Raw genomic sequence first — 20,976 nt, 5'->3', positions numbered from 1 at the left:
GGTTGGTTCCCCCTCCTTTCGGGTGGAGCCCGGAGGACGGTTCACCGGGGAGGATGGGACGCGTGGACGAGCTGGAGCGGCTGGCGGCTGCCGCCGTCGACGGCGACCCCCTCGCCGCGGCGGCCCTGGTGCGCGCCACCCAGTCCGACGTCTGGCGGCTGTGCGCGGCGCTCGGCGACCGGCAGTCCGCCGACGACCTGACGCAGGAGACCTACCTGCGCGCCTTCGGTTCCCTGCACCGGTTCGAGGGGCGCTCGTCGCTGCGCACCTGGCTGCTGTCGATCGCCCGGCGCGTGTGCGCCGACGCCGTCCGGTCCCGCCGGCGCCGTCGGCTCACCCTCGTCCGCGAGGGCGCCGAGCTCGAGGCCCTCACCCCCGGGGACGACGCCGACCGGGTGGGCGAGGGCGCCGCGGTCGCCGACCTGCTGACCCGGCTCTCCGCCGACCGGCGCGAGGCCTTCGTGCTCACCCAGCTGCTGGGTCTGCCCTACGCCGAGGCCGCGGAGGTCGCCGGCTGCCCCGTGGGCACCATCCGGTCGCGGGTGGCGCGGGCCCGGGCCGACCTGGTCGAGGCCCTCGGTGACGAGGCGGCGACCGCGCGGGCCTGATCCGCAGCGCCCGTCCCATCAGCCGGGACGCGCTTTGGGCATAAACCCATCGATCTGGTAGACATTGCGTCCGTGGCGGCGACGACGGTGCTCCTCGTGGGGCGGATCCACGTCGACCTGCTGCGTGTCTGCACCGCCTGCTGTCCGGGCTGCTGACCTCCTGCGCCCCGCGCACCCTCTCGCTCTTCCTCCCGCGCTGCGCTGCGCCTCTGGGCGCGCCCGCGGACCTCCCCGGATCCGGAGAACCAGCCCGTGAAGACCCTCGTCCTCCTCGCCCTCGTGGGCCTCGGTGCGCAGCTCGTGGACGGCAGCCTCGGCATGGCCTATGGCGTGACGTCGACCACCCTGCTGCTCGCCATCGGCACCAACCCGGCCGCAGCGTCGGCCACTGTGCACTTCGCCGAGATCGGCACCAGCCTGATGTCCGGCCTCGCCCACTGGAAGTTCGGCAACGTCGACTGGAAGGTCGTCGCCAAGGTCGGCGTCCCCGGTGCGGTCGGCGCCTTCATCGGCGCGAACGTCCTCTCCAGCCTCTCGACCGAGGTCGCCGCCCCGGTGATGTCGCTGATCCTGCTGGCGCTCGGCGCCTACCTGCTCGTGCGCTTCACCCTCCGCGGCATCGACCGCCGGCACCTCGGCAAGCCGGTGCGCAAGCGCTTCCTCGGCCCGCTGGGCCTGGTGGCCGGCTTCGTCGACGCCACCGGCGGTGGCGGCTGGGGTCCGGTCGGGACGCCGGCACTGCTGGCCAGCGGGCGGATGGAACCGCGCAAGGTCATCGGCTCGATCGACACCTCCGAGTTCCTCATCGCCGTGGCCGCGAGTCTGGGTTTCCTCGTCGCGCTGGGCTCCCAGGGCGTCGACGCCACGTGGGCGCTCGGGCTGCTCGCCGGCGGGCTGGTCGCCGCGCCGCTCGCTGCCTGGTTGGTGCGGCACGTCCCGCCGCGGATGCTCGGCTCGCTGGTCGGCGGCATGATCGTGCTGACCAACACCCGGACGCTGCTGCGCAGCGACTGGATCGACGCCTCCGACCCGGTCCGGTACGCGGTCTACGCCGTCATCTGCGCGATCTGGGTGGCGGCAGTGGTGCACTCCTTCCGCGAGTACCGCAAGGACCGCGCGCTGGAGTCCGCGGACGCCCTGTCCGCCGAGGCGGCCCGGGCGCACGACGAGATCGAGCTCCCGGCCGACGCAGCCGACGCCGCGGACCTGCGGCGCGACGTCACGGCGGGCCGGCCCAGCGACCCGCGCGACTGAAGGAGGACCACCCTTCTCTCCCCCCGCCTCGCATGCTCGGCGCGGGCCCCTGGAGGGTGGCCGTTCCAGGACGTCACCAGGCTCGCGGCGGGCCCTGCAGGGGGCCACAGCTGCACGCACGAGGGGCCCGTCCGGCTGCTGCCGGGCGGGCCCCTCGCCGTCTCAGCGTCCGGCCAGCAGCGCGGCCTCGAGCTCGGGCGGCAGGCCCGGTCGGGGCAGGCCGTGCGGCGGGGGCGGTAGCTCATCCACCGTCTGCAGCCAGGCCCAGGTGTCGGCGACGGTCTGCGCCAGCGGCCGGCTGGGCAGGCCGAGCTCGCGCGCCCGGGTGGTGTCGACGTCCCACGCCGTCCGGGCCGTCTCGGCCGGCAGCCAGAGCGGCAGGTGCAGCCACGGCTCGACGCCGGCCGTCAGCAGCTCGGCCTCCGGCACCCGGACCCACTCCGCGTCGCCGCCGGTCGCCTCGCGGCAGAGCTCGAGCAGCCCGCCGAGCGTGGTCATGCCCCTCGGCCCGGTGGCGTTGACCGCGCCGGGGACCCCCTGCTCGGCCATCTCCACCAGCCAGCCGGCGAGGTCGCGGACGTCGACGGCGGCGATCGGCTGGTCCCACCCCTCGGCCGGGACGACGACCCGGCCGCCGCGCGCGATCCTCCGGAGCCACCAGCCCAGCCGGTCCACCCGGTCGTCCGGGCCGGCGATCAGCCCGGCCCGGGCGGTGAGGAACCGGCCAGGCACCGCGGCGCCGATCTCCCGCTCGGCGAACGCCTTGACCGGGCCGTACTCGTCCTCGTCGGTCTGCCAGGTCGGCTCGCCGTCCTCGGGACCGATCGGGCCGGGCGGCCAGGTCGCGTAGGCGTTGAGGCTGCTGACGAAGGCGTACCCGCGGACGCCGCCCAGCGCGGCCGCGGCGTTGCGCGCGCCCGCACGGGTCTGGCAGGAGGTGTCGACGACGAGCTCGGGCGCCCAGCCGTCGAGGGCGGCCGGCAGCGCGGCGGGGTCGTCACGGTCGCCGTGCAGCGCGCGGGCGCCGGCCGGTGGGACACCGGAGACGCCGCGGGTGAACGTCGCCACCTCGTGGCCGCGGTCGAGGGCCGCCGTCGCCACGTGCCGGCCGAGGAAGGAGGTGCCGCCGAGGACGAGCAGTCGCATGCCCGTCAGCCCAGCCCAGCCGCTCCTCGCCGTCCAGCCGGTTCACTCTCGGCGCAGCAGGCCCGTTGTCGGGCCTCCTCCTAGACGGCCCGGGTGTACGGCGACCCGACCGGCACCTGCGGCAGCGGGGTGGAGCGGGCGGCGGCCAGCACCATCTGCGGGGAGCGCGGCAGGCCGCGGCGGGTGCACAACCGCAGCGCCCGGGCGCCGGTGATGACGTCGGTCTCCGGCGGGACGACGAGCAGGTCGGCGCGCCGGATGCCGCCGGCCCAGGTCAGGCAGACCACACCGGCGTCCATGCTGCGGAAACCGCCGGTGCGGACCACCCGTCCGCCGACGACGACCTTGCGCGGCGCCGGCGACCAGGCGTCGAGGGGGTAGGTGAAGCGCTCGATGTGCAGGCCCCGCTTGTCGAGTGCGGCCACCAGCTCGGGCAGCTCGACGGCCAGGTCGCGGCTGCGCGGGAACCAGGCGCCGTCGAAGGCCTGTTCGCCGGACCCCGCGTCGCTGCGCAGGCTCACCCGGACGTCGATCCCGCCGCGGTGCCCCTCGGCCGCCAGCGTGTGCCGGGTGGTCCCCATCAGCGTCGCCTCCTCGTCGATCCCCGTGCCCCGCCTACACGGCGCCGAGGAGAACGTAGGCAGCCGAGCCGACCGGTCCGGGTGAGCGTGTCGTGGGCGGGTCGGCGTCCCCCGGCTCGCCGTCACGTCCGGTCATGGAACGGTCACGGCACCCCCGCGGACCTACGCGTCCGCGGGGGTGCCGGGAGCTCAGGAGGTGAGCTCGAAGACCGTCGTGCTGTCGTAGACCTCACCCGGGCGCAGCACCGTGGAGGGGAAGTCCGGCTGGTTCGGCGAGTCCGGGAAGTGCTGCGTCTCCAGCGCCAGCCCGTCGCCCTGCCGGTAGACCCCGCCGCCGGTGCCCACGAGCGTGCCGTCGAGGAAGTTGCCCGAGTAGAACTGGATGCCCGGCTCGGTGGTGGAGATCGTCAGCGTCCGGCCGCTGGCCGGGTCGTGCAGCACCGCGGCCTGCTCGAGTGCGTCCTCGCTGTCGGAGCCCTCCCGAGCGCCGTCGTCCTCACGGTCCAGCGCCCAGTTGTGGTCGTAACCCTGCCCGTAGAGCAGCTGCTGGTCGGCCACACGGATGCGCGCCCCGATCGGGGTGGGCTCGCGGAAGTCGAACGGCGTGCCCTCGACCGGGGCGATCTCCCCGGTCGGGATGAGCGTCTCGTCGACCGGTGTGAAGCCGCTGGCGTCGAGCTGGAGCTCGTGGTCGTAGACGTCCCCGGAGCCCTCGCCGGCCAGGTTCCAGTAGGTGTGCTGGGTCAGGTTGACGACGGTCGGGGCGTCGGTCGTGGCCTCGTAGTGCACGGTCAGCCGCGACTCGGCGTCCAGGCGGTAGGTGACCGTCGTGGTCAGCGTGCCGGGGAAGCCCTGGTCGCCGTCCTCGCTGACCAGCTCCAGCTGCAGGGCGGCCACCTCGCCGTCGCTGACGTCGGTGGCGGTCCAGACCCGCTCGGAGAAGCCGCCGGGCCCGCCGTGCAGGGTGTTGGGCCCGTCGTTGAGCGGCAACTGGTACGTCTCGCCGTCCAGGGTGAACCGGCCCTCGGCGATGCGGTTGCCGTAGCGGCCGATGAGCGAGCCGAAGTACGGGTCGCCCTCGGTGTAGTACCCCTCCAGATCGGCGAAGCCGAGGACGACGTTCTCGACCTCGCCGGCGGCGTCGGGCACCTCCAGGGTCTGGATGACGCCGCCGAAGGTCAGCACCCGCATCGTCGTGTCGCCGTTGGCGAGCGTCCAGCGCTCGACCGCGGTGCCGTCGGGCGTGGTGCCGAAGGGCTCGACGCTCGTGCTCGGACCGCCACCGTCGTCCCCGGTGTCATCCTCGGTCGCGCCCGCCGGGGAGGCGAGGCCACCGGCCAGGAGGCCCGCCCCGAGGACGGCGACCAGCGCGCGGCGGCGCGCGCGCCGGCCGGAGGGAGGGAGCGGAGTGGGCTGTGGTTGTCCGGGCATGGGTACTCCGGGTGTCCGTGGGTGGGCCACCGGCGTCGTCGCTCGGTGGCAGGACCACTGCCGAGCCCGCCCGTGGGACGGCGTGCGCCCGGCTCCCCCGTGGCGTGGCCCCTGAACGCCGCCCGACGCTAGGGAGGCCCCGGAAGGGGTGTCAACGGACCCGCGCCTCCCACCTGCCGAAACGCGAGAGGCCCCGCCCGGGGTCACCGGACGGGGTCCTCTTCCAGGCCTTGCTCACGGGCCCGGCTCCGCGCCGCAGTCCGCTCCTCGCTCGCAGAGCTCGCTGCGGTGCTTCCGCGGCTGTCGTCAGGCCTTGGGCTTGCGGTTCTTCGCCTTGCCCCGCTCGTTCTGGTCGAGGATCACCTTGCGCACCCGGACGGCGGCCGGCGTGACCTCCACGCACTCGTCCTCGGCGCAGAACTCCAGCGCCTGCTCCAGGTTCAGGATCCGCGGCGGGACCAGCCGCTCGAGCTCCTCAGCGGTCGAGGACCGCATGTTGGTGAGCTTCTTCTCCTTGGTGATGTTGACGTCCATGTCGTCGGGCCGGGAGTTCTCGCCGACGATCATGCCCTCGTACACCTCGGTGCCCGGGGCGACCATCATCGAGCCGCGCTCCTGCAGCGAGAACATCGCGTACGACGTCGCCACGCCCTGCCGGTCGGCGACCAGCGAGCCGGTCGGGCGGGCGCGCATGTCGCCCAGCCACGGCTCGTAGCCCTCGAGGTTGTGGTTGAGGACACCGGTGCCGCGGGTCTCGGTGAGGAACTCGGTGCGGAACCCGATCAGGCCGCGGGAGGGGACGATGTACTCCATCCGCGCCCAGCCGGTGTCGTGGTGGACGAGGTTCTCCATCCGCCCCCGCCGGGTGGCCAGCGCCTGGGTCAGCGTGCCGACGTACTCGCCCGGGGTGTCGATGGTGACCCGCTCGACCGGCTCGTGCAGCTTGCCGTCGATCTCCTTGGTGACCACCTGCGGGCGGCCGACGGTCAGCTCGAACTCCTCGCGGCGCAGCTGCTCGACGAGGATGGCCAGCGCCAGCTCGCCGCGGCCCTGCATCTCCCAGGTGTCGGGGCGCTCGGTGGGCAGCATCCGCACCGAGACGTTGCCGACCAGCTCCTGGTCGAGGCGGTTCTTGATCAGCCGCGCGGTGAGCTTCTTGCCCGACCGGCCGGACAGCGGCGCGGTGTTGATCCCGATGGTGATCGAGATCGAGGGCTCGTCGACGGTCAGCGGCGGCAGCGGGCGCGGGTCGTTCGGGTCGGCGAGGGTGTCGCCGATCATGACGTCCTCGATGCCGGCGATGGCGACCAGGTCGCCCGGGCCGGCGCTCTCGGCCGGGGTCCGGGTGAGGCCCTCGGTCACCAGCAGCTCGGTGATCTTGACCCGCTGGATGGTGCCGTCGGTCTTGCACCAGGCGACCTGCTGGCCGTTCTTCATCGTGCCGGAGTGGATGCGCAGCAGGGCCAGCCGGCCGAGGTAGGGCGAGGCGTCGAGGTTGGTGACCTGCGCGCGCAGCGGCTCCTCGGCGTCGTAGGTCGGCGCCGGGATGGTGTCCAGCAGCGTCTTGACCAGCGGGCCGAGGTCGGGGCTGTCGGGGCTGGTGCCGTCGGCGGGCCGCGTGAGCGAGGCCTGCCCGGTCTTGCCGTTGCTGTAGACGATCGGGAACTCGAGGGCCTCGGGGTCCATGCCGTTGTCCTCGAGCAGCTCCATGAACAGCTCGTAGGTCTCGTCGACGACCTCGGCGATGCGGGCGTCGGACCGGTCGGTCTTGTTGACCACGAGGATGACCGGCATCCCCTTGCCCAGCGCCTTGCGCAGCACGAAGCGGGTCTGCGGCAGCGGGCCCTCGGAGGCGTCGACGAGCAGCACCACGCCGTCCACCATCGAGAGGCCGCGCTCGACCTCGCCGCCGAAGTCGGCGTGGCCGGGGGTGTCGACGATGTTCACCGTCACCGGGTTGCCGTTCTCGTCGGCCAGCCGGATGGCGGTGTTCTTGGCGAGGATGGTGATGCCGCGCTCACGCTCGAGGTCCATCGAGTCCATGACGCGGTCCTGCGTGGAGTCGTTGTCCGTCCCCTCCCCCTTGGCGCGCCCGAGGGCGCCCGCCTGGCGGAGGAGTGCATCGACCAGGGTCGTCTTGCCGTGGTCGACGTGGGCGATGATCGCCACGTTGCGCAGGTCGTCGCGGGTGGGCATGCGGAAGGGCACCTCGGGGAGATCAGGGGGTCGGCGCATCCGTCTCTGCTGCGGAGCGCCCAGACACCAGGGTCAACAGCCGCCGGCCCGGCGACCTTCCCATGTTAGTGGAAGGACCCCCGGCCCCCTCCGCTCGTCGAAGGACCCCGTCCCTCCACCCCTCGCAGGCTCGGGGTGGGCCTCCGGACGGGGCCGGTGGGGCCCTGCAGGGGGCCGACCGTCGCTCAGGCCCGGTCGGCCACCGCGTAGGTGACCCCGGCGGCGACGAGGGTCACCAGGGCCACCGCCAGCCAGGACGCCATCCCGACGCCGAGTGCCAGCACGTGCGCGAGCACGAAGGCGCCGATGTAGAGGGCACCCAGACCCAGTGCGACCGCCCAGCCGCGGTGCTTCACCCACAGCCAGGCCGCGCCGAGCCCGCCGAGGGCGAAGACCACGCCGCCGAGGGCGCGGATCCCGGTGCCCTGCGCGACGCCGAAGCCGGCCGCGAGGCCGACGGCGACCAGGAGGGCGGAGGGGGTGCGGGTGCGTGCACGGGTCAGGGTCGAGCTGGTCATGCCGTCCAGTCTCCCCCCGGCCGGGTCCGGCCGGATCAGGCACAGGGCTATGCGGCCGGGCGGACGAGGCCGAACCGTCGGCCGAGCAGCGGGCCGACGACCGGCCACGCCGATGCGCGCAGCGACGTGTCCCGCACGGTCATCCGCCACCGCTCCTCGGGCACGAACCAGGACGCCGTGCGGGCGCCCGTGTCGGCGAGCCGCGTCACGAGGGGCCCCAGTCGATCGTGGGCCCGGTCCAGTGCGGCGGGGACGTCGGCGACGACCGACGCCGTCGCCAGTTCCTCGGCCACCGTCGCGCCACCGGCCAGGGCGAGCGACGCCCCCTGGCCGGCGAGCAGGGACACGCACCAGCAGGCGTCGCCGAGCAGCGCGACCCGGCCGCGATGCCACACCCGTGCGCGGACCTGCACGGTCCGGTCGGTGTAGCGGTCCACGGCTGACGGGAGGGCCGCGAGCAGTTCGGGGACGAGCCAGCCGAGGTCTCCGAAGCGGCGGTGCAGCGTCGCGGGGAGCTCCGCATCGGGCTCGCCCCCGCCGTCGGGTGACCGGTGCACGAAGAAGGCGGCAGTGCGGCCCTCGACCACGGGGTAGGCCGCCACCATGCGTCCCGGTGTCGTGAGCGTGACGAAGTCCTCGCGGCGCACTCCGGGCAGGCTGCGGTCCAGGATCCAGGTCCACACGGCGTGACCGAGGTCGCGGCTGCTCCACTCGTCCGGCCGCAGCAGGGCGTCGCGCACGCGCGAGTGGACCCCGTCGGCGCCGAGGACGACGTCCCACTCCTCCTCGGCGCCGTCGGCGTAGCGCACGACGACCGGGTCCCCCGCCGCCGCGGCCGGCTGGACGCCGACCACCTTGCGACCGTGCGACGGCCGGACCCCGGCGTCCCGTGCCGCGGCGTACAGCTCGGCCTCCAGGTCGCCGCGCAGGAAGTTGTGGTGCCGGCCGCCGAACACGCGGCGGCGCAGCGCCGGGTAGCCGATGGCGACCCGTGACCGACCGGACTCGTCGACGAACACCAGGCGCTCGATCGGGGCGTGGATGCGCTCCAGCGCGGGCCGCAGCCCCAGCCGCTCGGCCGCGTCGAGCCCGGGACCGAAGAAGTCGATCATGTAGCCGCCGCCCCGGGGACCGGGCGCGGCCTCCACCACGGTCGGGGACCCGCCCAGCTGGCGCAGCCGCAGGGCGGCCGACAGCCCGGCGATGCCGGCTCCGACGACGAGGACCCGCACGGCCATGCCCCCTCCCGCCGCACGGGACGCCGGACCGGCCGCCGCGCCGCACGGTGTGAACTGCCAGACGCCGGAGACGGCACCGGGGTTCCCGCGACCGGTCCCGGCCCCTGGACGCGGCGAGGGCCCCGGGCGGATCGCCCGGGGCCCTCGCACCGGCTCCCGCCCTCACCCCCAGCGTGCGAAGCGCGAGGAGGGCGGGTCCTCGCTCAGGCGGTGCGGAGCACGGCCTCGATCTCGAGCTCGATGCTGATCTTGTCGCCGACGACGACGCCGCCGCCGTCCATCGGCATGTCGATGTCGACGCCGTACTCCTTGCGGGAGATCTCGGTCCTGGCGCTGAAGCCGGCGCGGGTGCCGCCGTAGGCGTCGGGGCCGAAGCCGTTGACCTCGAGGGCCAGCTCGACCGGCTTGGTGATGCCCTTGATGGTCAGGTCACCGATGACGGTCCAGTCGGCGCCGTCGGTGCGGACCTCGGTCGAGCGGAAGGTCAAGTGGGTGTGGTTGCCCACGTCGAAGAAGTCGGCGGAGCGGATGTGCGCGTCGCGCTGCTCCTGCCGCGTGTCGATCGAGTCCATGTCGACGGTGGCGGTCACGGTCGACCGCGCCGGGTCCTCGGCGGTGACGATCTCACCGGAGAACTTCGTGAAGTAGCCGCGGACCTTGCTGACCATCATGTGACGGACGGAGAAGCCGACCGTCGAGTGGCTGGCGTCGATGTCCCAGGTGCCGACGACGTACCCGGGGATCTGGGTGGCGGTGGTCATGCGTGCCTCCAAGTGGTTGAGCGTTGGACTAGCTGCTGGGGGCAACTGTAGTTGAGCGCTCATCTATTCCGCCAGTACCCTCGTGGGTATGACCGCCGACGTGTCGCTCGCCCCCCGGGACCCCGGCTCCGACACCGGGGGGACCCGCTGGCTCGACGCCGAGGAGCAGCAGGCCTGGCGGGCCTGGCTCTACAGCAGCCAGCTGCTGCAGGACCGCCTCGACCGCGAGCTCACCCACGCGACGGGGATCTCGCACGCCTACTACGAGATCCTCGTCGCCCTGTCGGAGGCCGAGGGCCGGAGGATGCGGATGAGCGAGCTCGCCGACCGCTGCCTGTCCTCGCGCAGCCGGCTGTCGCACGCCGTGTCGCGGCTGGAGGAACGCGGCTGGGTGCGCCGGCAGGTCTGCCCGGACGACGGCCGCGGCCAGCTCGCCGTCCTCACCGACGACGGGTTCGCGGCGCTCGAGGCCGCTGCCCCGGTCCACGTCGAGGGCGTGCGCACCCACCTGTTCGACCAGCTCTCCCCCGAGCAGGTGGCGGCGATGCGCGACATCGGCGAGACGCTGCTGCGCCACCTCGGCCCGCGCTGATCGGCCCGCCGGACCGTCCGGCCCGCCGCGTCAGGTGACGTCGTCGGGCGGGGCCGGCCAGCGGGGCACGCCCCCCACCGCCGGCCCGTCCCCGAGCGGGGTGCCGAAGGCGGGCGGCCGCTTCTCCAGGAACGACAGCACGCCCTCGGCGGCGTCGGGACCCGGGCCGAGCTCGGTGAGCGCCCGCGACTCGAGGCGGTGCGCGTCCCAGGGGGACGACGCCCCGAGCATCGACCACAGCAGCTCGCGGGCCGCGGCGACGGCGACGGCCGAGGTGTTCTCCACGATCTCGGCGGCCAGGGCCCGCGCCGCGGGGAGCAGCTCGCCGTCGGGGACGACGCGGGAGACCAGGCCGCCGCGCAGTGCCTCCGCGGCGTCGAAGACCCGGCCGGTCGCCACCCACTCCATGGCCTGGCTGATCCCGACCACCCGCGGCAGGAACCAGCCCGACGCCGCCTCCGGCACGATCCCGCGGCGGGTGAACGGGAAGCCGAAGCGGGCCGACTCGGCGGCGATGCGGACGTCCATCGGCAGGGTCATCGTCGCGCCGATGCCGACCGCGGTGCCGTTGACCGCGGCGATCACCGGCTTGCGCAGCGCGGCGAAGGCCAAGGAGACCACGCCGCCGCGGTCGCGCGGGACGCCGCCGATCGACTCGGTCAGCGGGCCCTCGGGGCGGTCGTCGGTGCGGGCGCCGGCGAAGGTGTCGCGGCCGCCGCTGAGGTCGGCTCCGACGCAGAAGTCCGCCCCCGCCCCGGTGACCAGCACGACCCGCACCGCCTCGTCGGCGTCGGCGACCGCGCAGGCGCGGGCGAGCTCGTCGGCCATCGTGGCCGTGAACGCGTTGCGCCGCTCGGGCCGGTGCAGGGTGATGGTCGCCACGCGGTCGGCGACCGCGTAGCGCAGCTGGGTGGGGGTCACCCCAGCGCGCCCGCGACGGCCAGCCGGGCGACGGCGTCGAGGTGCTCGGCGGCGTCGCCGAGGAGCAGCCGGTCGACCTTCGCCCGCCGCCAGTAGAGGTGCGCGTCGTGCTCCCAGGTGAAGCCGATGCCGCCGTGCACCTGGATGCAGGTCTCGGCGGCCCGCTCCAGCACCTCGGCGGCGTGCGCCTTGGCGGCCGACGCGGCCAGGGGCAGCTCGTCCGGCGCGGCGTCGGCGGCCCAGGCGGCCCACCACACCAGCGAGCGCAGCTGGTCCACGCCGACCCACGCGTCGACGAGCATGTGCTTGACCGCCTGGTAGGAGCCGATCCGCCGGCCGAACGCCTCGCGCTGCTGCGCGTAGCCGACGGCCATCCGCACGGCGGCGTCGGCGGCACCGAGGTCCTCGGCGGCGAGCACGACGGCGGCCACCTGCCGCGCGCGGGACCACAGCTGCGCGGCGTCCCCCACGAGCACCCGCCGCGAGGTCAGCCGCACCGAGGCCAGCCCCCGGGTGGCGTCCAGCGGCGCCCCGGCGGTGGCCTCGCCCTCGCCGACGACGAGCGCGCCTTCGTCGTCCAGACCGAGGAAGGAGGTCGCCCCGGCGGCGTCGATCGCCGGGGACGAGCCGGTGAGCGGCCCGTCGACGACCGCGAACGCCGCCGACCCGTCGGCCAGCTGCGCGGCCAGGTCGGGAGCCCCGGCCAGCAGCACCGCGGCGCGGGCGGCGGTCACCAGGGAAGGGCCGGCCAGCACGGCCCCGCCCTGCTCGGCGACGACGGCGAGGTCGAGCAGCGACCCACCCGCGCCGCCGACGGACTCGGGCACGGTGATGCCGAGGAAGCCGATGTCGGCCAGCGCCTTGCGGCCCGGCGCGACGGCGCCGCCCTCGAGCGCCGCCCGGGCGGCGGACGGGGAGGTGGAGCCGCGGTAGAAGTCGCGCGCGCCGGCGGCGGCGTCGCGCTGGTCGGGGCCGAGGTCGAAGTTCACCGCGCACCCCCGGCGGGCCGGCTCGAGAAGGGCACAGCCTTGTCGGCGCGCGGTTCCGGCGGGAGGCCGAGCACCCGCTCGCCGAGGATGTTGCGCAGCACCTGGTCGGTGCCGCCGGCGATGGCCAGGCCGGGCAGGAAGCCCTGGCTGCGCTGCCAGGTCTCGTCACCCTCGGCGGTGGCGGCGTACACGGCGTCGTCCCCGAGCAGCCGGACGCCGGCGTCGGCGACGAGCTTGGCCGCGGCGGTGCCGGCCAGCTTGCCGGCGCTGGCCTCCGGGCCCGGCAGCCCACCCCGGCTGAGCTCGGTGAAGCGGCGGTAACCGGTGTAGCGGGTCGCCAGAGACGCGACGACGGCCCGGCCGACCGCCTGCCGGGCGAGCACCTGCCGCTCGGGGTCCAGGCGCGGCAGCCGCTGGCGGGCGTGCGCGACGAGCGTCTCGACCGGGACGCCGAGGTCGCTGCCGGCGCCGCCGATGGCCACCCGCTCGTTCATCAACGTGGTGAGCGCGACCCGCCAGCCCTCACCGGGCTCCCCCAGCCGCTCGCTGTCGGGGATCCGGACGTCGTCGAAGAACACCTCGTTGAACCCGGCGGAGCCGATCATCTGCCGCAGCGGCCGCACCGTCACCCCCGGGGCGTGCATGTCGACGACGAACATCGTCAGGCCCGCGTGCTTGGGCTTCCCCGGGTCGGTGCGGGTGAGCAGGATCCCCCGGTCGGCGACGTGCGCCAGCGTCGTCCAGACCTTCTGGCCGTTGACGACCCACTCGTCGCCGTCCCGGACGGCGGTGGTGCGCAGCGCCGCGAGGTCGGAGCCGGACGCCGGCTCGCTGAAGAGCTGGCACCAGACGTCGTCGGCGCGCAGCAGGCGCGCCAGGTACCGGGACCGCTGGTCGTCGCTGCCGTGCGCGATGACCGTCGGTCCGCACATGCCCAGGCCGATGTGGTTGATCAGCGTCGGGACCCTCGCGCGGGCCAGCTCCTGCTGCACGATGGCCTGCTGCACCAGCGTGCCGCCCTGCCCGCCGTGCTCGCGGGGCCAGGTGACCCCCACCAGGCCGGCCTCGTACAGCACCCGCTGGGTGCGGCGCAGCCCGGCCTCGGCGGTGGCGGCGTCCACCGCCTCCTCGCCAGCACTGACGTGCAGCAGCTCAGCGGCGTGCTCCTCGAGCGCCCTGCGGACACCGGCCCGGTACTCCGCTTCCTCGGGGGTGTCGTCGAAGTCCACGAGTGGCGCCTCCCTCGGTCCGGCGGGTCGGCCGCAGCGTGACAGCGTCACCCGGAGTGGTCAACGGCGACCGGCTGTTGACCACGCGCGACCACCGCCGCCAGCATGACGCGCGTTCCAGTCCGGCGGTCAGGAGGACCGGTGAGCGGAGAGATCCCCCGGCTGATGGGCCGTGGCATGACGACGAGCGACCAGCTGGCGCGGTGGGCGCGGCGGACGCCGGACGCCGTCGCGCTGCGGTTCGAGGGCGCCGGGCGCAGCTACGCGGAGCTCGACGTGCGGGTGACCCGGCTGGCGCGCGCACTGGCCGAGCGCGGGGTCCGGGCCGGCGACCGCGTCGCCGTCCTGGGGCTCAACGGGCTGGAGGTGTGGGAGACCTACCTCGCCGGCGTGCGGCTGGGCGCGATCGTCGTCCCGGTCAACTTCCGGCTGGTCGCCGACGAGGTCGCCTACGTGCTGACCGACAGCGGCGCGGTGGCCCTCGTGGTGGACACCGCCCTCGCCGAGGTGGCGGCCGTGGCCCGCGAGCAGGCGCCCGGCGTGCGCACCGTGCTCACCATCGGCGGGGACTACGAGGAGGCGCTGGCCGCAGCCGGCACCGAGCCGCTCGACGTCGAGGTGGACGAGGGCGCCGCCGCCTTCCTCATGTACACCTCGGGCACGACCGGTCGACCCAAGGGCGCCGTGCTGACCCACCGCAACCTGCTCATGCACGTCTTCAGCCAGGTCACCCACCTGGGGTGGGACCCCGCCGACCGGGTGGCCGTCCCCGGGGCGCCGCTGTTCCACATCGCCGGGCTGGCCGGAGGCCTGCCGTCGCTGCTGCTCGGCGGCACGCACGTGATCCTGCGTTCGGGCGGGTTCGACCCGGTCGCGACCCTGGACCTCATCGAGCGGGAGCGGGTCAGCAGCATCTTCCTGGTGCCGGCGATGTGGGCGGCCGTGGTCGCCGTCCCCGACATCGCCTCGCGCGACCTGTCGTCGCTGCGGCGCATCTCCTGGGGGGCGGCGCCCGCGTCGACGGCCCTGCTGCGGACGATGATCGACGCCTTTCCGCAGGCCGAGGTGGTCACCGCCTTCGGGCAGACCGAGTGCAGCCCCGTCACCTGCTTCCTGCGCGGCGAGGACTCGGTGCGCAAGATCGGCTCGATCGGGACGCCGATGCTCAACGTCGAGGTCCGCGTGGTGGACGACGCGATGGCCGACGTCCTGCAGGGGGAGGTCGGCGAGATCGTGTACCGCAGCCCGATGGTGATGGCGGAGTACTGGGGCAAGCCCGAGGCCACCGCGGAGGCGTTCGCCGGCGGCTGGTTCCACTCCGGCGACCTGGTGCGGCAGGACGAGGAGGGTTACCTCTACGTCGTCGACCGCAAGAAGGACATGATCATCACCGGCGGCGAGAACGTGTACTGCGCCGAGGTGGAGGACGTGCTGGCCGCGCACCCGAAGGTCGGCGAGGTCGCGCTGATCGGCGTCCCGGATGCCCGCTACGGCGAGGCGCCGCTGGCCGTCGTCGCCCCGCGGGACGCGGCCGACCCGCCCACACCGGCCGAGCTGACCGCCTGGTGCCGGGAGCGGCTGGCGGGCTACAAGAACCCGCGGGAGTACTCGATCGTGAGCGCACTGCCGCGCAACCCCAGCGGCAAGGTGCTCAAGACCCGGCTGCGGGCGGAGCACTCGGCCGGCTCGCTGGTCGCCGATCCGGTCGTCTAGCGGCCCCACCTCGGCATCCCCGCGCCTGCGAGGGATCCGGGACGGGGTCCTTCAGCAGCCGTCGGGGCCGCAGGCCTCGCCGCCGGTGATGACCGGGATGCGCGGCGTCCGCTCGGCCCAGGCCCGCTCGAGCACCTGCAGCAGCGCGTCGGCGGGCTGGGCCCCGTTGACGCCGTACCTGCGGTCGACGACGAAGAACGGCACGCCGCTGATGCCGAGCGCCTGGGCCTCGGCCTCGTCGGCGCGGACGGCGCCGGCGTAGCGCTGGTCCTCGAGCGCCGCGCGCACCTCGTCGGCGTCCAGCCCCGCCTCGGCGGCCAACCGGACGAGGGTCTCGCGGTCGCCGACCGCCTCCCCCTCGCTGAAGTAGGCGGTCAGCAGCCGCTCCTCCACCGCGTCCTGCACCCCGCGCTCGCCGGCCAGGTGGATCACCTGGTGGGCGTCGAAGGTGTTGGCGCGCACCGCCCGGTCGAACCGGAAGTCCAACCCCTCGGCGGCGGCCTGCTGCGTCATGTGGTCGGTCATCTGCTGCGCGCTCGGCACCGAGGTGCCGTACTTGCGCGCCAGCCGCTCGGCGTACTCGGTCGGTGGGACAGGGTCGCCCGCCGCGGCCGACGGCGCACCGGGGTCCAGCTCGAAGGCCCTCCACACCACCTCGACGGCGTCCCGGTGCGCGAACCGCTCGAGGGCGGCCTCGAACCGGCGCTTGCCGATGTGGCACCAGGGACAGACGACGTCGGACCAGATCTCCACCTTCACGCCCGGCCCCAACGCCGGCGTACCGCCCAGCCCTTCCCGGCGATCATGGCGGGGGCGCCGGGTATCGCGTACGGCGGGTGATGGGTGTAGGGCTGGTGCGTGAGCGGTCGGGGGACCGATTTCTTCATCAGCCACGCCGGCCGGGACACCGCCTGGGCCGAGTGGCTGGCCTGGCAGCTGCAGCAGGCCGGCTACCGCGTCGAGCTGGACGTGTGGGACTGGGCGCCGGGCGAGGACTTCGTGGCCCGCATGCAGCAGGCGCTGGAGCGGGCGGACCGGCTGCTGGCGGTGTGCACCGAGGCCTACTTCGCGTCGACGTTCGGCGCCGCGGAGCTGCGGGCGGCGTTCGCCGCATCCGCAGCGGCGCAGGGGCGGATCGTGCCGGTGCTCGTCGAGCCGGTGACCCTGCCGCCGCTGTACTCCAGCCTGGTCCACCTGGACCTGACCGGCCTGGACGAGGCCACGGCGGCCACCCGGCTGCGGGCCCGGCTGGCCGGTGGGCGGCCGGCGAGCGCGCCGCCGTTCCCGAGAGCCGGGCCGGTGCCGGCGGGGAAGCCGGGGTTCGCCGGCACGCTGCCGGGGGTGTGGAAGGTGCCGCCGCGCAATCCGCGGTTCACCGGCCGGGACGGCATGCTCGCCGAGCTGCGCCGACGGCTGCACTCGGGTGAGGGCACGCTGACGGTGCAGGCCCTGTACGGGCTGGGCGGGGTGGGCAAGACCCAGCTGGCGATCGAGTACGCGCACCGCTTCGCCGCCGACTACGACCTGGTCTGGTGGATCGATGCCGCGCAGCCGGTGCTCATCCCCGACCAGCTCGCCGCACTGGCCACCCGGCTGCACCTCGGTCCCGGGCCGACGGTGACCGACACCGCCGAGCGGCTGCTGGCCGAGCTGCGCGGCCGGGCCCGCTGGCTGCTGGTCTTCGACAACGCCGAACGGCCGGCCGACGTCGCCGACTACCGGCCCGGCGGCACCGGGCACGTGATCGTCACCTCCCGCAGCCCCGGCTGGGGGGCGCTGGGCGGGCGGCTGGAGGTCGACGTGCTGGCCCGCGCAGAGACGATCGCACTCCTGCGCGCCCGGATCCCGACCCTGAGCGACGAGTTGGCCGACAAGATCGCAGCCGAGCTGGGCGACCTGCCACTGGCGGCGGCGCAGGCAGCCGGCTACCTGGAGCAGACCGACCTGTCGGCGGCGGACTACCTCCGCCGGTTCCGCACCCGCCGGGCGACCCTGCTCTCCCGCGGCGACGTGGTCGGCTACTCCGGACGGCTCGACACCACCTGGGCGTTGTCGCTGGAGCGGTTGCGCGGCGAGGACCCGGCCGCCGTCCGGCTGCTGGAGCTGGCCGCCTTCCTCGCCCCTGAGCCCATCCCCCTCAGCGTGTTCAGCGGCCACGCCGACCTGCTCGAGGAGCCGCTGCGCGGCGTCGCCGCCGACCCCGACGTCCTCGCCGACACCGTCGGCACGCTGGTCGGCTACTCGCTGGCCCGCCGCTCCCCCGACGGCTTCCAGCTCCACCGGCTGGTGCAGGCGGTCATCCGCCACCAGCTGCCCCCTGATCGGCAGCAGGCCACCGCCGAGCAGGTGGTGGCGCTGCTGGCCGCCACCGCCCCTGGTGACCCCGAGGATCCGGCCGGCTGGGCTGACTACGCCACGCTGGCCCCGCACGTGCTGGCCACCGCCCCGATGGGGGACTCCTCACCCGCCGGTCGGCAACTGGTCCTGAACACCGTCCGCTACCTGCTGGCCCGCGGCGATGTCCACGGCAGCCGGTCCGTGGGCGAGCAGTGGCTGGACCGCTGGCGAGCGGTCCTGGGCGCCGACCATCCCGACGCACTGGCTGGGGCCATCACTCTCACCATCGCCCTGTTCGGGCTGAGCGAGGCAGAGGCGGGCCGCACCCTGGGCGAAGACACCCTGCGGCGCTGCCGCTGGCGGCTCGGCCCGGACCACCCGACCACCCTGGAGGCAGCGACCGCCCTGACGCTCGCCCTGGTCCAGCTGGGCGAGGCGGAGCAGGCCCGCGCCCTGGGCGAGGACACCTTGCAGCGCGCCCGCCTGGTGCTCGGGCGTGACCCCGTCACCACCCTGGGGGTGGCGACCGCCCTCACCCTCGCGCTCGACCAACTGGGCAGGGCGGAGCAGGCCCGCGCCCTGGGCGAGGACACCTTGCAGCGCGCCCGCCGGGTGCTCGGCCCGGACCACGCCACCACCTTGGCGGCGGGGACCGCCCTCACCTCGGCGCTGGCCCAGCAGGGGGAGGCGGATCCGGCCCGCGCCCTGGGCGAGGACACCCTGCAGCGCTGCCGCCGGGTGTTCGGCCCGGATCACGTGCTCACGCTGTGGGCGGCGACGGTCCTGGCCTGGGCGCTGGCCCAGTTCGGTGCGGGGGATCCGGCCCGCACCCTGGGCGAGGACGCCCTGCAGCGCGCCCGCCGGCTGCTCGGCCCGGACCACCTCATCACCCTGTCGGCCGCGGCCGCCGTGACCGTCGCCCTGGCGGCGCTGAACGAGGGGGATCCGGCCCGCACCCTGGGCGAGGACACCCTGCAGCGCTGCCGCCGGCTGCTCGGCCCGGACCACCTGATCACCCTGTGGACGGCCAGCGCGCTGACCCACGCCCTGGTACGGCTCGGTGCGGCGGAGCAGGCCCGCGCCCTGGGCGATGACACGTTGCCGCGCTGCCGACGGGGACTCGGCCCCGATCATCCGGTCACGGTGTACCTGACCCAGGCCGCCGGCACCGGCTCCCACGCAGTCGATGGTGATGCCGGCACCGGCGACCCGGGGCAGTCGCCGTGAACGGACCTCAGGCGCCGTCGAGGAACAGCTCCCGGGAGACCAGGCCGGTGTCGGGGTTGTCGGTGAACAGCCCGTCGATGCCCGTCGCCCAGAACGCCAGCTGCTCGTCGATCGCCCGGCCGTAGTCGTCGGGCTGCTCGCCCGGATCACGCAGGTCGGCCGGGAGGAACTGGTTCTCGTTGCGGAAGGTGTACGGGTGCACGAGCAGGTCCGCGGCGTGCGCGTCCTCGACGAAGGACGTCGGCTCGCCGAGGGTGCCGTCGGCCTCGAGCGGGATGACCAGGGTCTTGTCCGGGCCGACGCCGTCGGCGTACTCCCCGATCTCCGCCAACCCCTCGGCGGTGGCCAGGTCGGCGTACGTGCGCGGGTCCCCGGCGGCCACGAGGTCGGCCGGGGCGCCGGTGCCCGACATCAGCTGCACCAGCGGGACGTCGACGACCTCGTCGAGCTCGCGCAGGTTGGCCGTCTCGAACGACTGCAGGAACACCGGCGCGTCGCGTCGGTCCAGCCCGGCCTCGTCGAGGTCGTCGGCCAGCGGCTCCTCGAGGGAGAGGTCGATCGAGTCGAAGTAGGTCGGGTGCTTGGTCTCGATGTAGACGCCGATCTCGCGGCGCAGCTCGCGGGACAGCTCCTCGCGCAGCTCGAGCACCTCGTCGAGGGTCGGCACCTCGTACAGGCCGTCGTAGAGGGTGTTCTCCTCGCGGACGTCGGGCAGCCGCTCGACCGCGCGCAGCGTGCGCAGCTCGGCCAGCGTGAAGTCCTCGGTGAACCAGCCGGTCAGCTCTTCGCCGTCGATGGTCCTGGTCGTGCGCCGGTCGGCGAACTCGAGGCGCTCGGCGACGTCCGTCGTCCCGGAGATCTCGTTCTCGTGGCGGGCGACCAGCACGCCGTCGGAGGTGCTGACGACGTCGGGCTCGACGTAGTCCGCGCCCATCCGCGCAGCCAGCTCGTAGGCGGCCAGCGTGTGCTCGGGCCGGTAGCCCGACGCGCCGCGGTGCCCGATGACGAGCAGCTCGTCAGCGCCGGGGCCGGTCTCCTCCGTCGGCGGGGCCGCAGCGGCCGGTCCGGTCAGCAGCAGCGGGACGGCGAGCACGGAGGCGGTCAGCAGCGCGGTCCGGCGGTGGGCAGCTCTCACGGGTCTCTCCCCCGGGCTCGGACGACGACCGTCGTCGCCGGCCCGGCCCGATCCCAGCCCGCCGACGTGGCCGCTGTCGAGACCTGTGGCGAACGGACCGTGAACCGCGCGCCGGTCCGGTCGGCCGGTCGACGGGTCACCGCCGGCCCGCTGTCACCTGGCGGGCTCAGCCCTCCCAGACCTCGCCGACCTCCGCGGCCACGCCGCCGGCCTGCGCGCGGCCGGCGCGCGCGGAGCCCGCACGGGCGGCGGGGTCGAGCACGTTCCGGCCGATCGCGCGGCGGCTGGCCTCGTCCGGGGAGACGACGGCGACCCGCGCGACCATCCCGGTGACCTGCGCGTCGACGCTGGCCAGCGGTCCGAGGCCGCGCGGGATGGGCGCGAGGACGACGACCCGGTCGCAGCCCTCGGCGAGGTCGGCGTTGGCCGTCGAGCGCATGCCGCCGTCGACGTAGCGGCGGCCGTCGATGGTGACCGGCGGGTACACGCCGGGGACGGCGCAGCTGGCCGCCACCGCCTGCAGCAGCGGGACGCCGGAGGTGCGGTCGAGGACCCGGAACTCGCCGGTCTCCGCGTCGACGGCGGTGACGCGCAGGTCGCGGTCGGGCCACTGCGTGCCGACCAGCCGGGAGCCGATGACGTCGAGGCGCTCCTGCTCGGACGGGGTCAGCCCGGCCTGCTCGGCGGCCAGCGCGAGCGCGCCGATCCGGCGGCGGAATGCGACGTCGTCCCTGCGGCTGCGCAGCATCGCCAGGCCGTAGCGGAGCAGCGCGGAGCGGGTCATCCGGGCGGCCTTCTCGCCGGTGGGCGGCTCCAGCTGGCGGGCGAACAGCGCCTCGAGGTCCGCGCCGCTGGTGAGCTGCGCACCGACCACCGAGCCGGCGGAGGTGCCCACGACGAGGTCGGCACCGGTGAGGTCGACGCCGGCCTCGGCCAGGCCGGCGAGCACGCCGATCTCCCATGCGATGCCGGTGATGCCGCCGCCGCCGAGGACGAGGGCCGTGCGCTGGTCGCTCATCCCGCCATCCTCACCCACAGTCCGGTCTCGACACGGGTAGTGA

At 74.8% G+C, this 20,976-nt stretch carries 18 protein-coding genes; 5 read left to right on the top strand and 13 right to left on the bottom strand.

The window, feature by feature from the left end; all coding sequences use genetic code 11:
• Positions 1-62 precede the first annotated feature (62 nt).
• On the top strand, positions 63-608 hold the full coding sequence (locus tag ACWIX3_RS09930; protein WP_448611907.1) for a sigma-70 family RNA polymerase sigma factor: 546 nt from the start codon (positions 63-65) through the stop codon (positions 606-608).
• 252 nt (positions 609-860) lie between these two features.
• Positions 861-1,862, top strand: a complete 1,002-nt coding sequence (locus ACWIX3_RS09925; protein WP_448611906.1) for a sulfite exporter TauE/SafE family protein — start codon at positions 861-863, stop codon at positions 1,860-1,862.
• A 162-nt stretch (positions 1,863-2,024) separates the two neighbouring features.
• Here the strand turns inward: ACWIX3_RS09925 and ACWIX3_RS09920 are convergent, their stop codons facing one another.
• From ACWIX3_RS09920 to ACWIX3_RS09890, 7 genes are all read right to left on the bottom strand, one after another.
• Positions 2,025-3,008, bottom strand: coding sequence for an NAD-dependent epimerase/dehydratase family protein (locus tag ACWIX3_RS09920; protein ID WP_448611905.1), 984 nt, complete (start codon positions 3,006-3,008; stop codon positions 2,025-2,027).
• Between the two features lie 80 nt (positions 3,009-3,088).
• Complete coding sequence (locus ACWIX3_RS09915) at positions 3,089-3,589, bottom strand: DUF5994 family protein (RefSeq protein ID WP_448611904.1); 501 nt, start codon at positions 3,587-3,589, stop codon at positions 3,089-3,091.
• Positions 3,590-3,778: 189 nt separating this feature from the next.
• Positions 3,779-5,020 (bottom strand): aldose epimerase family protein, encoded by a 1,242-nt coding sequence (locus ACWIX3_RS09910; protein ID WP_448611903.1) that lies wholly within the window; start codon positions 5,018-5,020, stop codon positions 3,779-3,781.
• A gap of 306 nt (positions 5,021-5,326) precedes the next feature.
• Positions 5,327-7,216 (bottom strand): translational GTPase TypA, encoded by a 1,890-nt coding sequence (typA, locus tag ACWIX3_RS09905; RefSeq protein WP_448611902.1) that lies wholly within the window; start codon positions 7,214-7,216, stop codon positions 5,327-5,329.
• A gap of 224 nt (positions 7,217-7,440) precedes the next feature.
• A complete protein-coding gene (locus ACWIX3_RS09900; RefSeq protein WP_448611901.1) occupies positions 7,441-7,773 on the bottom strand; it encodes a hypothetical protein in 333 nt (110 codons plus the stop codon).
• A 47-nt stretch (positions 7,774-7,820) separates the two neighbouring features.
• Entirely contained in the window at positions 7,821-9,011 is a 1,191-nt protein-coding gene (locus tag ACWIX3_RS09895; protein WP_448611900.1) for an FAD-dependent monooxygenase, read from the bottom strand.
• A gap of 203 nt (positions 9,012-9,214) precedes the next feature.
• Complete coding sequence (locus ACWIX3_RS09890; protein WP_448611899.1) at positions 9,215-9,772, bottom strand: YceI family protein; 558 nt, start codon at positions 9,770-9,772, stop codon at positions 9,215-9,217.
• An 88-nt stretch (positions 9,773-9,860) separates the two neighbouring features.
• Here ACWIX3_RS09890 and ACWIX3_RS09885 point away from each other — a divergent pair, with 88 nt between their 5' ends.
• Positions 9,861-10,364, top strand: a complete 504-nt coding sequence (locus ACWIX3_RS09885; RefSeq protein ID WP_448611898.1) for a MarR family winged helix-turn-helix transcriptional regulator — start codon at positions 9,861-9,863, stop codon at positions 10,362-10,364.
• 30 nt (positions 10,365-10,394) lie between these two features.
• On the opposite strand, the gene ACWIX3_RS09880 is transcribed toward ACWIX3_RS09885, so the two are convergent.
• Genes ACWIX3_RS09880 through ACWIX3_RS09870 form a run of 3 tightly spaced genes read right to left on the bottom strand, consistent with a single transcriptional unit; the run spans position 10,395 to position 13,503 of the window.
• The gene (locus tag ACWIX3_RS09880) at positions 10,395-11,285 is read right to left on the bottom strand and encodes an enoyl-CoA hydratase-related protein (RefSeq protein ID WP_448611897.1); all 891 of its coding nucleotides are present in this window, start codon (positions 11,283-11,285) and stop codon (positions 10,395-10,397) included.
• On the bottom strand, positions 11,282-12,274 hold the full coding sequence (locus ACWIX3_RS09875) for an acyl-CoA dehydrogenase family protein (RefSeq protein ID WP_448611896.1): 993 nt from the start codon (positions 12,272-12,274) through the stop codon (positions 11,282-11,284). The genes ACWIX3_RS09880 and ACWIX3_RS09875 overlap by 4 nt, the downstream gene beginning before the upstream one ends.
• The gene (locus tag ACWIX3_RS09870; protein WP_448611895.1) at positions 12,271-13,503 is read right to left on the bottom strand and encodes an acyl-CoA dehydrogenase family protein; all 1,233 of its coding nucleotides are present in this window, start codon (positions 13,501-13,503) and stop codon (positions 12,271-12,273) included. Before ACWIX3_RS09870 ends, ACWIX3_RS09875 begins: the two co-directional genes overlap by 4 nt.
• 141 nt (positions 13,504-13,644) lie before the next feature.
• Here ACWIX3_RS09870 and ACWIX3_RS09865 point away from each other — a divergent pair, with 141 nt between their 5' ends.
• Positions 13,645-15,216, top strand: a complete 1,572-nt coding sequence (locus ACWIX3_RS09865) for a long-chain-fatty-acid--CoA ligase (RefSeq protein ID WP_448611894.1) — start codon at positions 13,645-13,647, stop codon at positions 15,214-15,216.
• 51 nt (positions 15,217-15,267) lie between these two features.
• On the opposite strand, the gene ACWIX3_RS09860 is transcribed toward ACWIX3_RS09865, so the two are convergent.
• Entirely contained in the window at positions 15,268-15,975 is a 708-nt protein-coding gene (locus tag ACWIX3_RS09860) for a DsbA family oxidoreductase (protein WP_448611893.1), read from the bottom strand.
• A gap of 99 nt (positions 15,976-16,074) precedes the next feature.
• Between ACWIX3_RS09860 and fxsT the strand changes: the two genes are divergently transcribed.
• Positions 16,075-18,780, top strand: a complete 2,706-nt coding sequence (fxsT, locus tag ACWIX3_RS09855) for an FxSxx-COOH system tetratricopeptide repeat protein (protein ID WP_448611892.1) — start codon at positions 16,075-16,077, stop codon at positions 18,778-18,780.
• 7 nt (positions 18,781-18,787) lie between these two features.
• Here the strand turns inward: fxsT and ACWIX3_RS09850 are convergent, their stop codons facing one another.
• Both ACWIX3_RS09850 and ACWIX3_RS09845 read right to left on the bottom strand, forming a co-directional pair.
• The gene (locus ACWIX3_RS09850; RefSeq protein WP_448611891.1) at positions 18,788-19,915 is read right to left on the bottom strand and encodes a glycerophosphodiester phosphodiesterase; all 1,128 of its coding nucleotides are present in this window, start codon (positions 19,913-19,915) and stop codon (positions 18,788-18,790) included.
• A gap of 166 nt (positions 19,916-20,081) precedes the next feature.
• Complete coding sequence (locus ACWIX3_RS09845) at positions 20,082-20,933, bottom strand: patatin-like phospholipase family protein (protein ID WP_448611890.1); 852 nt, start codon at positions 20,931-20,933, stop codon at positions 20,082-20,084.
• Positions 20,934-20,976 lie beyond the last annotated feature (43 nt).

It is taken from the genome of Geodermatophilus sp. URMC 60, assembly GCF_053502585.1.
This window is presented reverse-complemented; position numbering and strand designations above follow the sequence as displayed.

Excerpts from the sequence above, each read along its gene's own strand:
- ACWIX3_RS09890 (WP_448611899.1), bottom strand. The coding sequence starts at position 9,772 with ATGACCACCGCCACCCAGATCCCCGGGTACGTCGTCGGCACCTGGGAC.
- ACWIX3_RS09895 (WP_448611900.1), bottom strand. The coding sequence starts at position 9,011 with ATGGCCGTGCGGGTCCTCGTCGTCGGAGCCGGCATCGCCGGGCTGTCG.
- ACWIX3_RS09900 (WP_448611901.1), bottom strand. The coding sequence starts at position 7,773 with ATGACCAGCTCGACCCTGACCCGTGCACGCACCCGCACCCCCTCCGCC.
- typA (WP_448611902.1), bottom strand. The coding sequence starts at position 7,216 with ATGCCCACCCGCGACGACCTGCGCAACGTGGCGATCATCGCCCACGTC.
- ACWIX3_RS09910 (WP_448611903.1), bottom strand. The coding sequence starts at position 5,020 with ATGCCCGGACAACCACAGCCCACTCCGCTCCCTCCCTCCGGCCGGCGC.
- ACWIX3_RS09915 (WP_448611904.1), bottom strand. The coding sequence starts at position 3,589 with ATGGGGACCACCCGGCACACGCTGGCGGCCGAGGGGCACCGCGGCGGG.
- ACWIX3_RS09845 (WP_448611890.1), bottom strand. The coding sequence starts at position 20,933 with ATGAGCGACCAGCGCACGGCCCTCGTCCTCGGCGGCGGCGGCATCACC.
- ACWIX3_RS09920 (WP_448611905.1), bottom strand. The coding sequence starts at position 3,008 with ATGCGACTGCTCGTCCTCGGCGGCACCTCCTTCCTCGGCCGGCACGTG.
- ACWIX3_RS09885 (WP_448611898.1), top strand. The coding sequence starts at position 9,861 with ATGACCGCCGACGTGTCGCTCGCCCCCCGGGACCCCGGCTCCGACACC.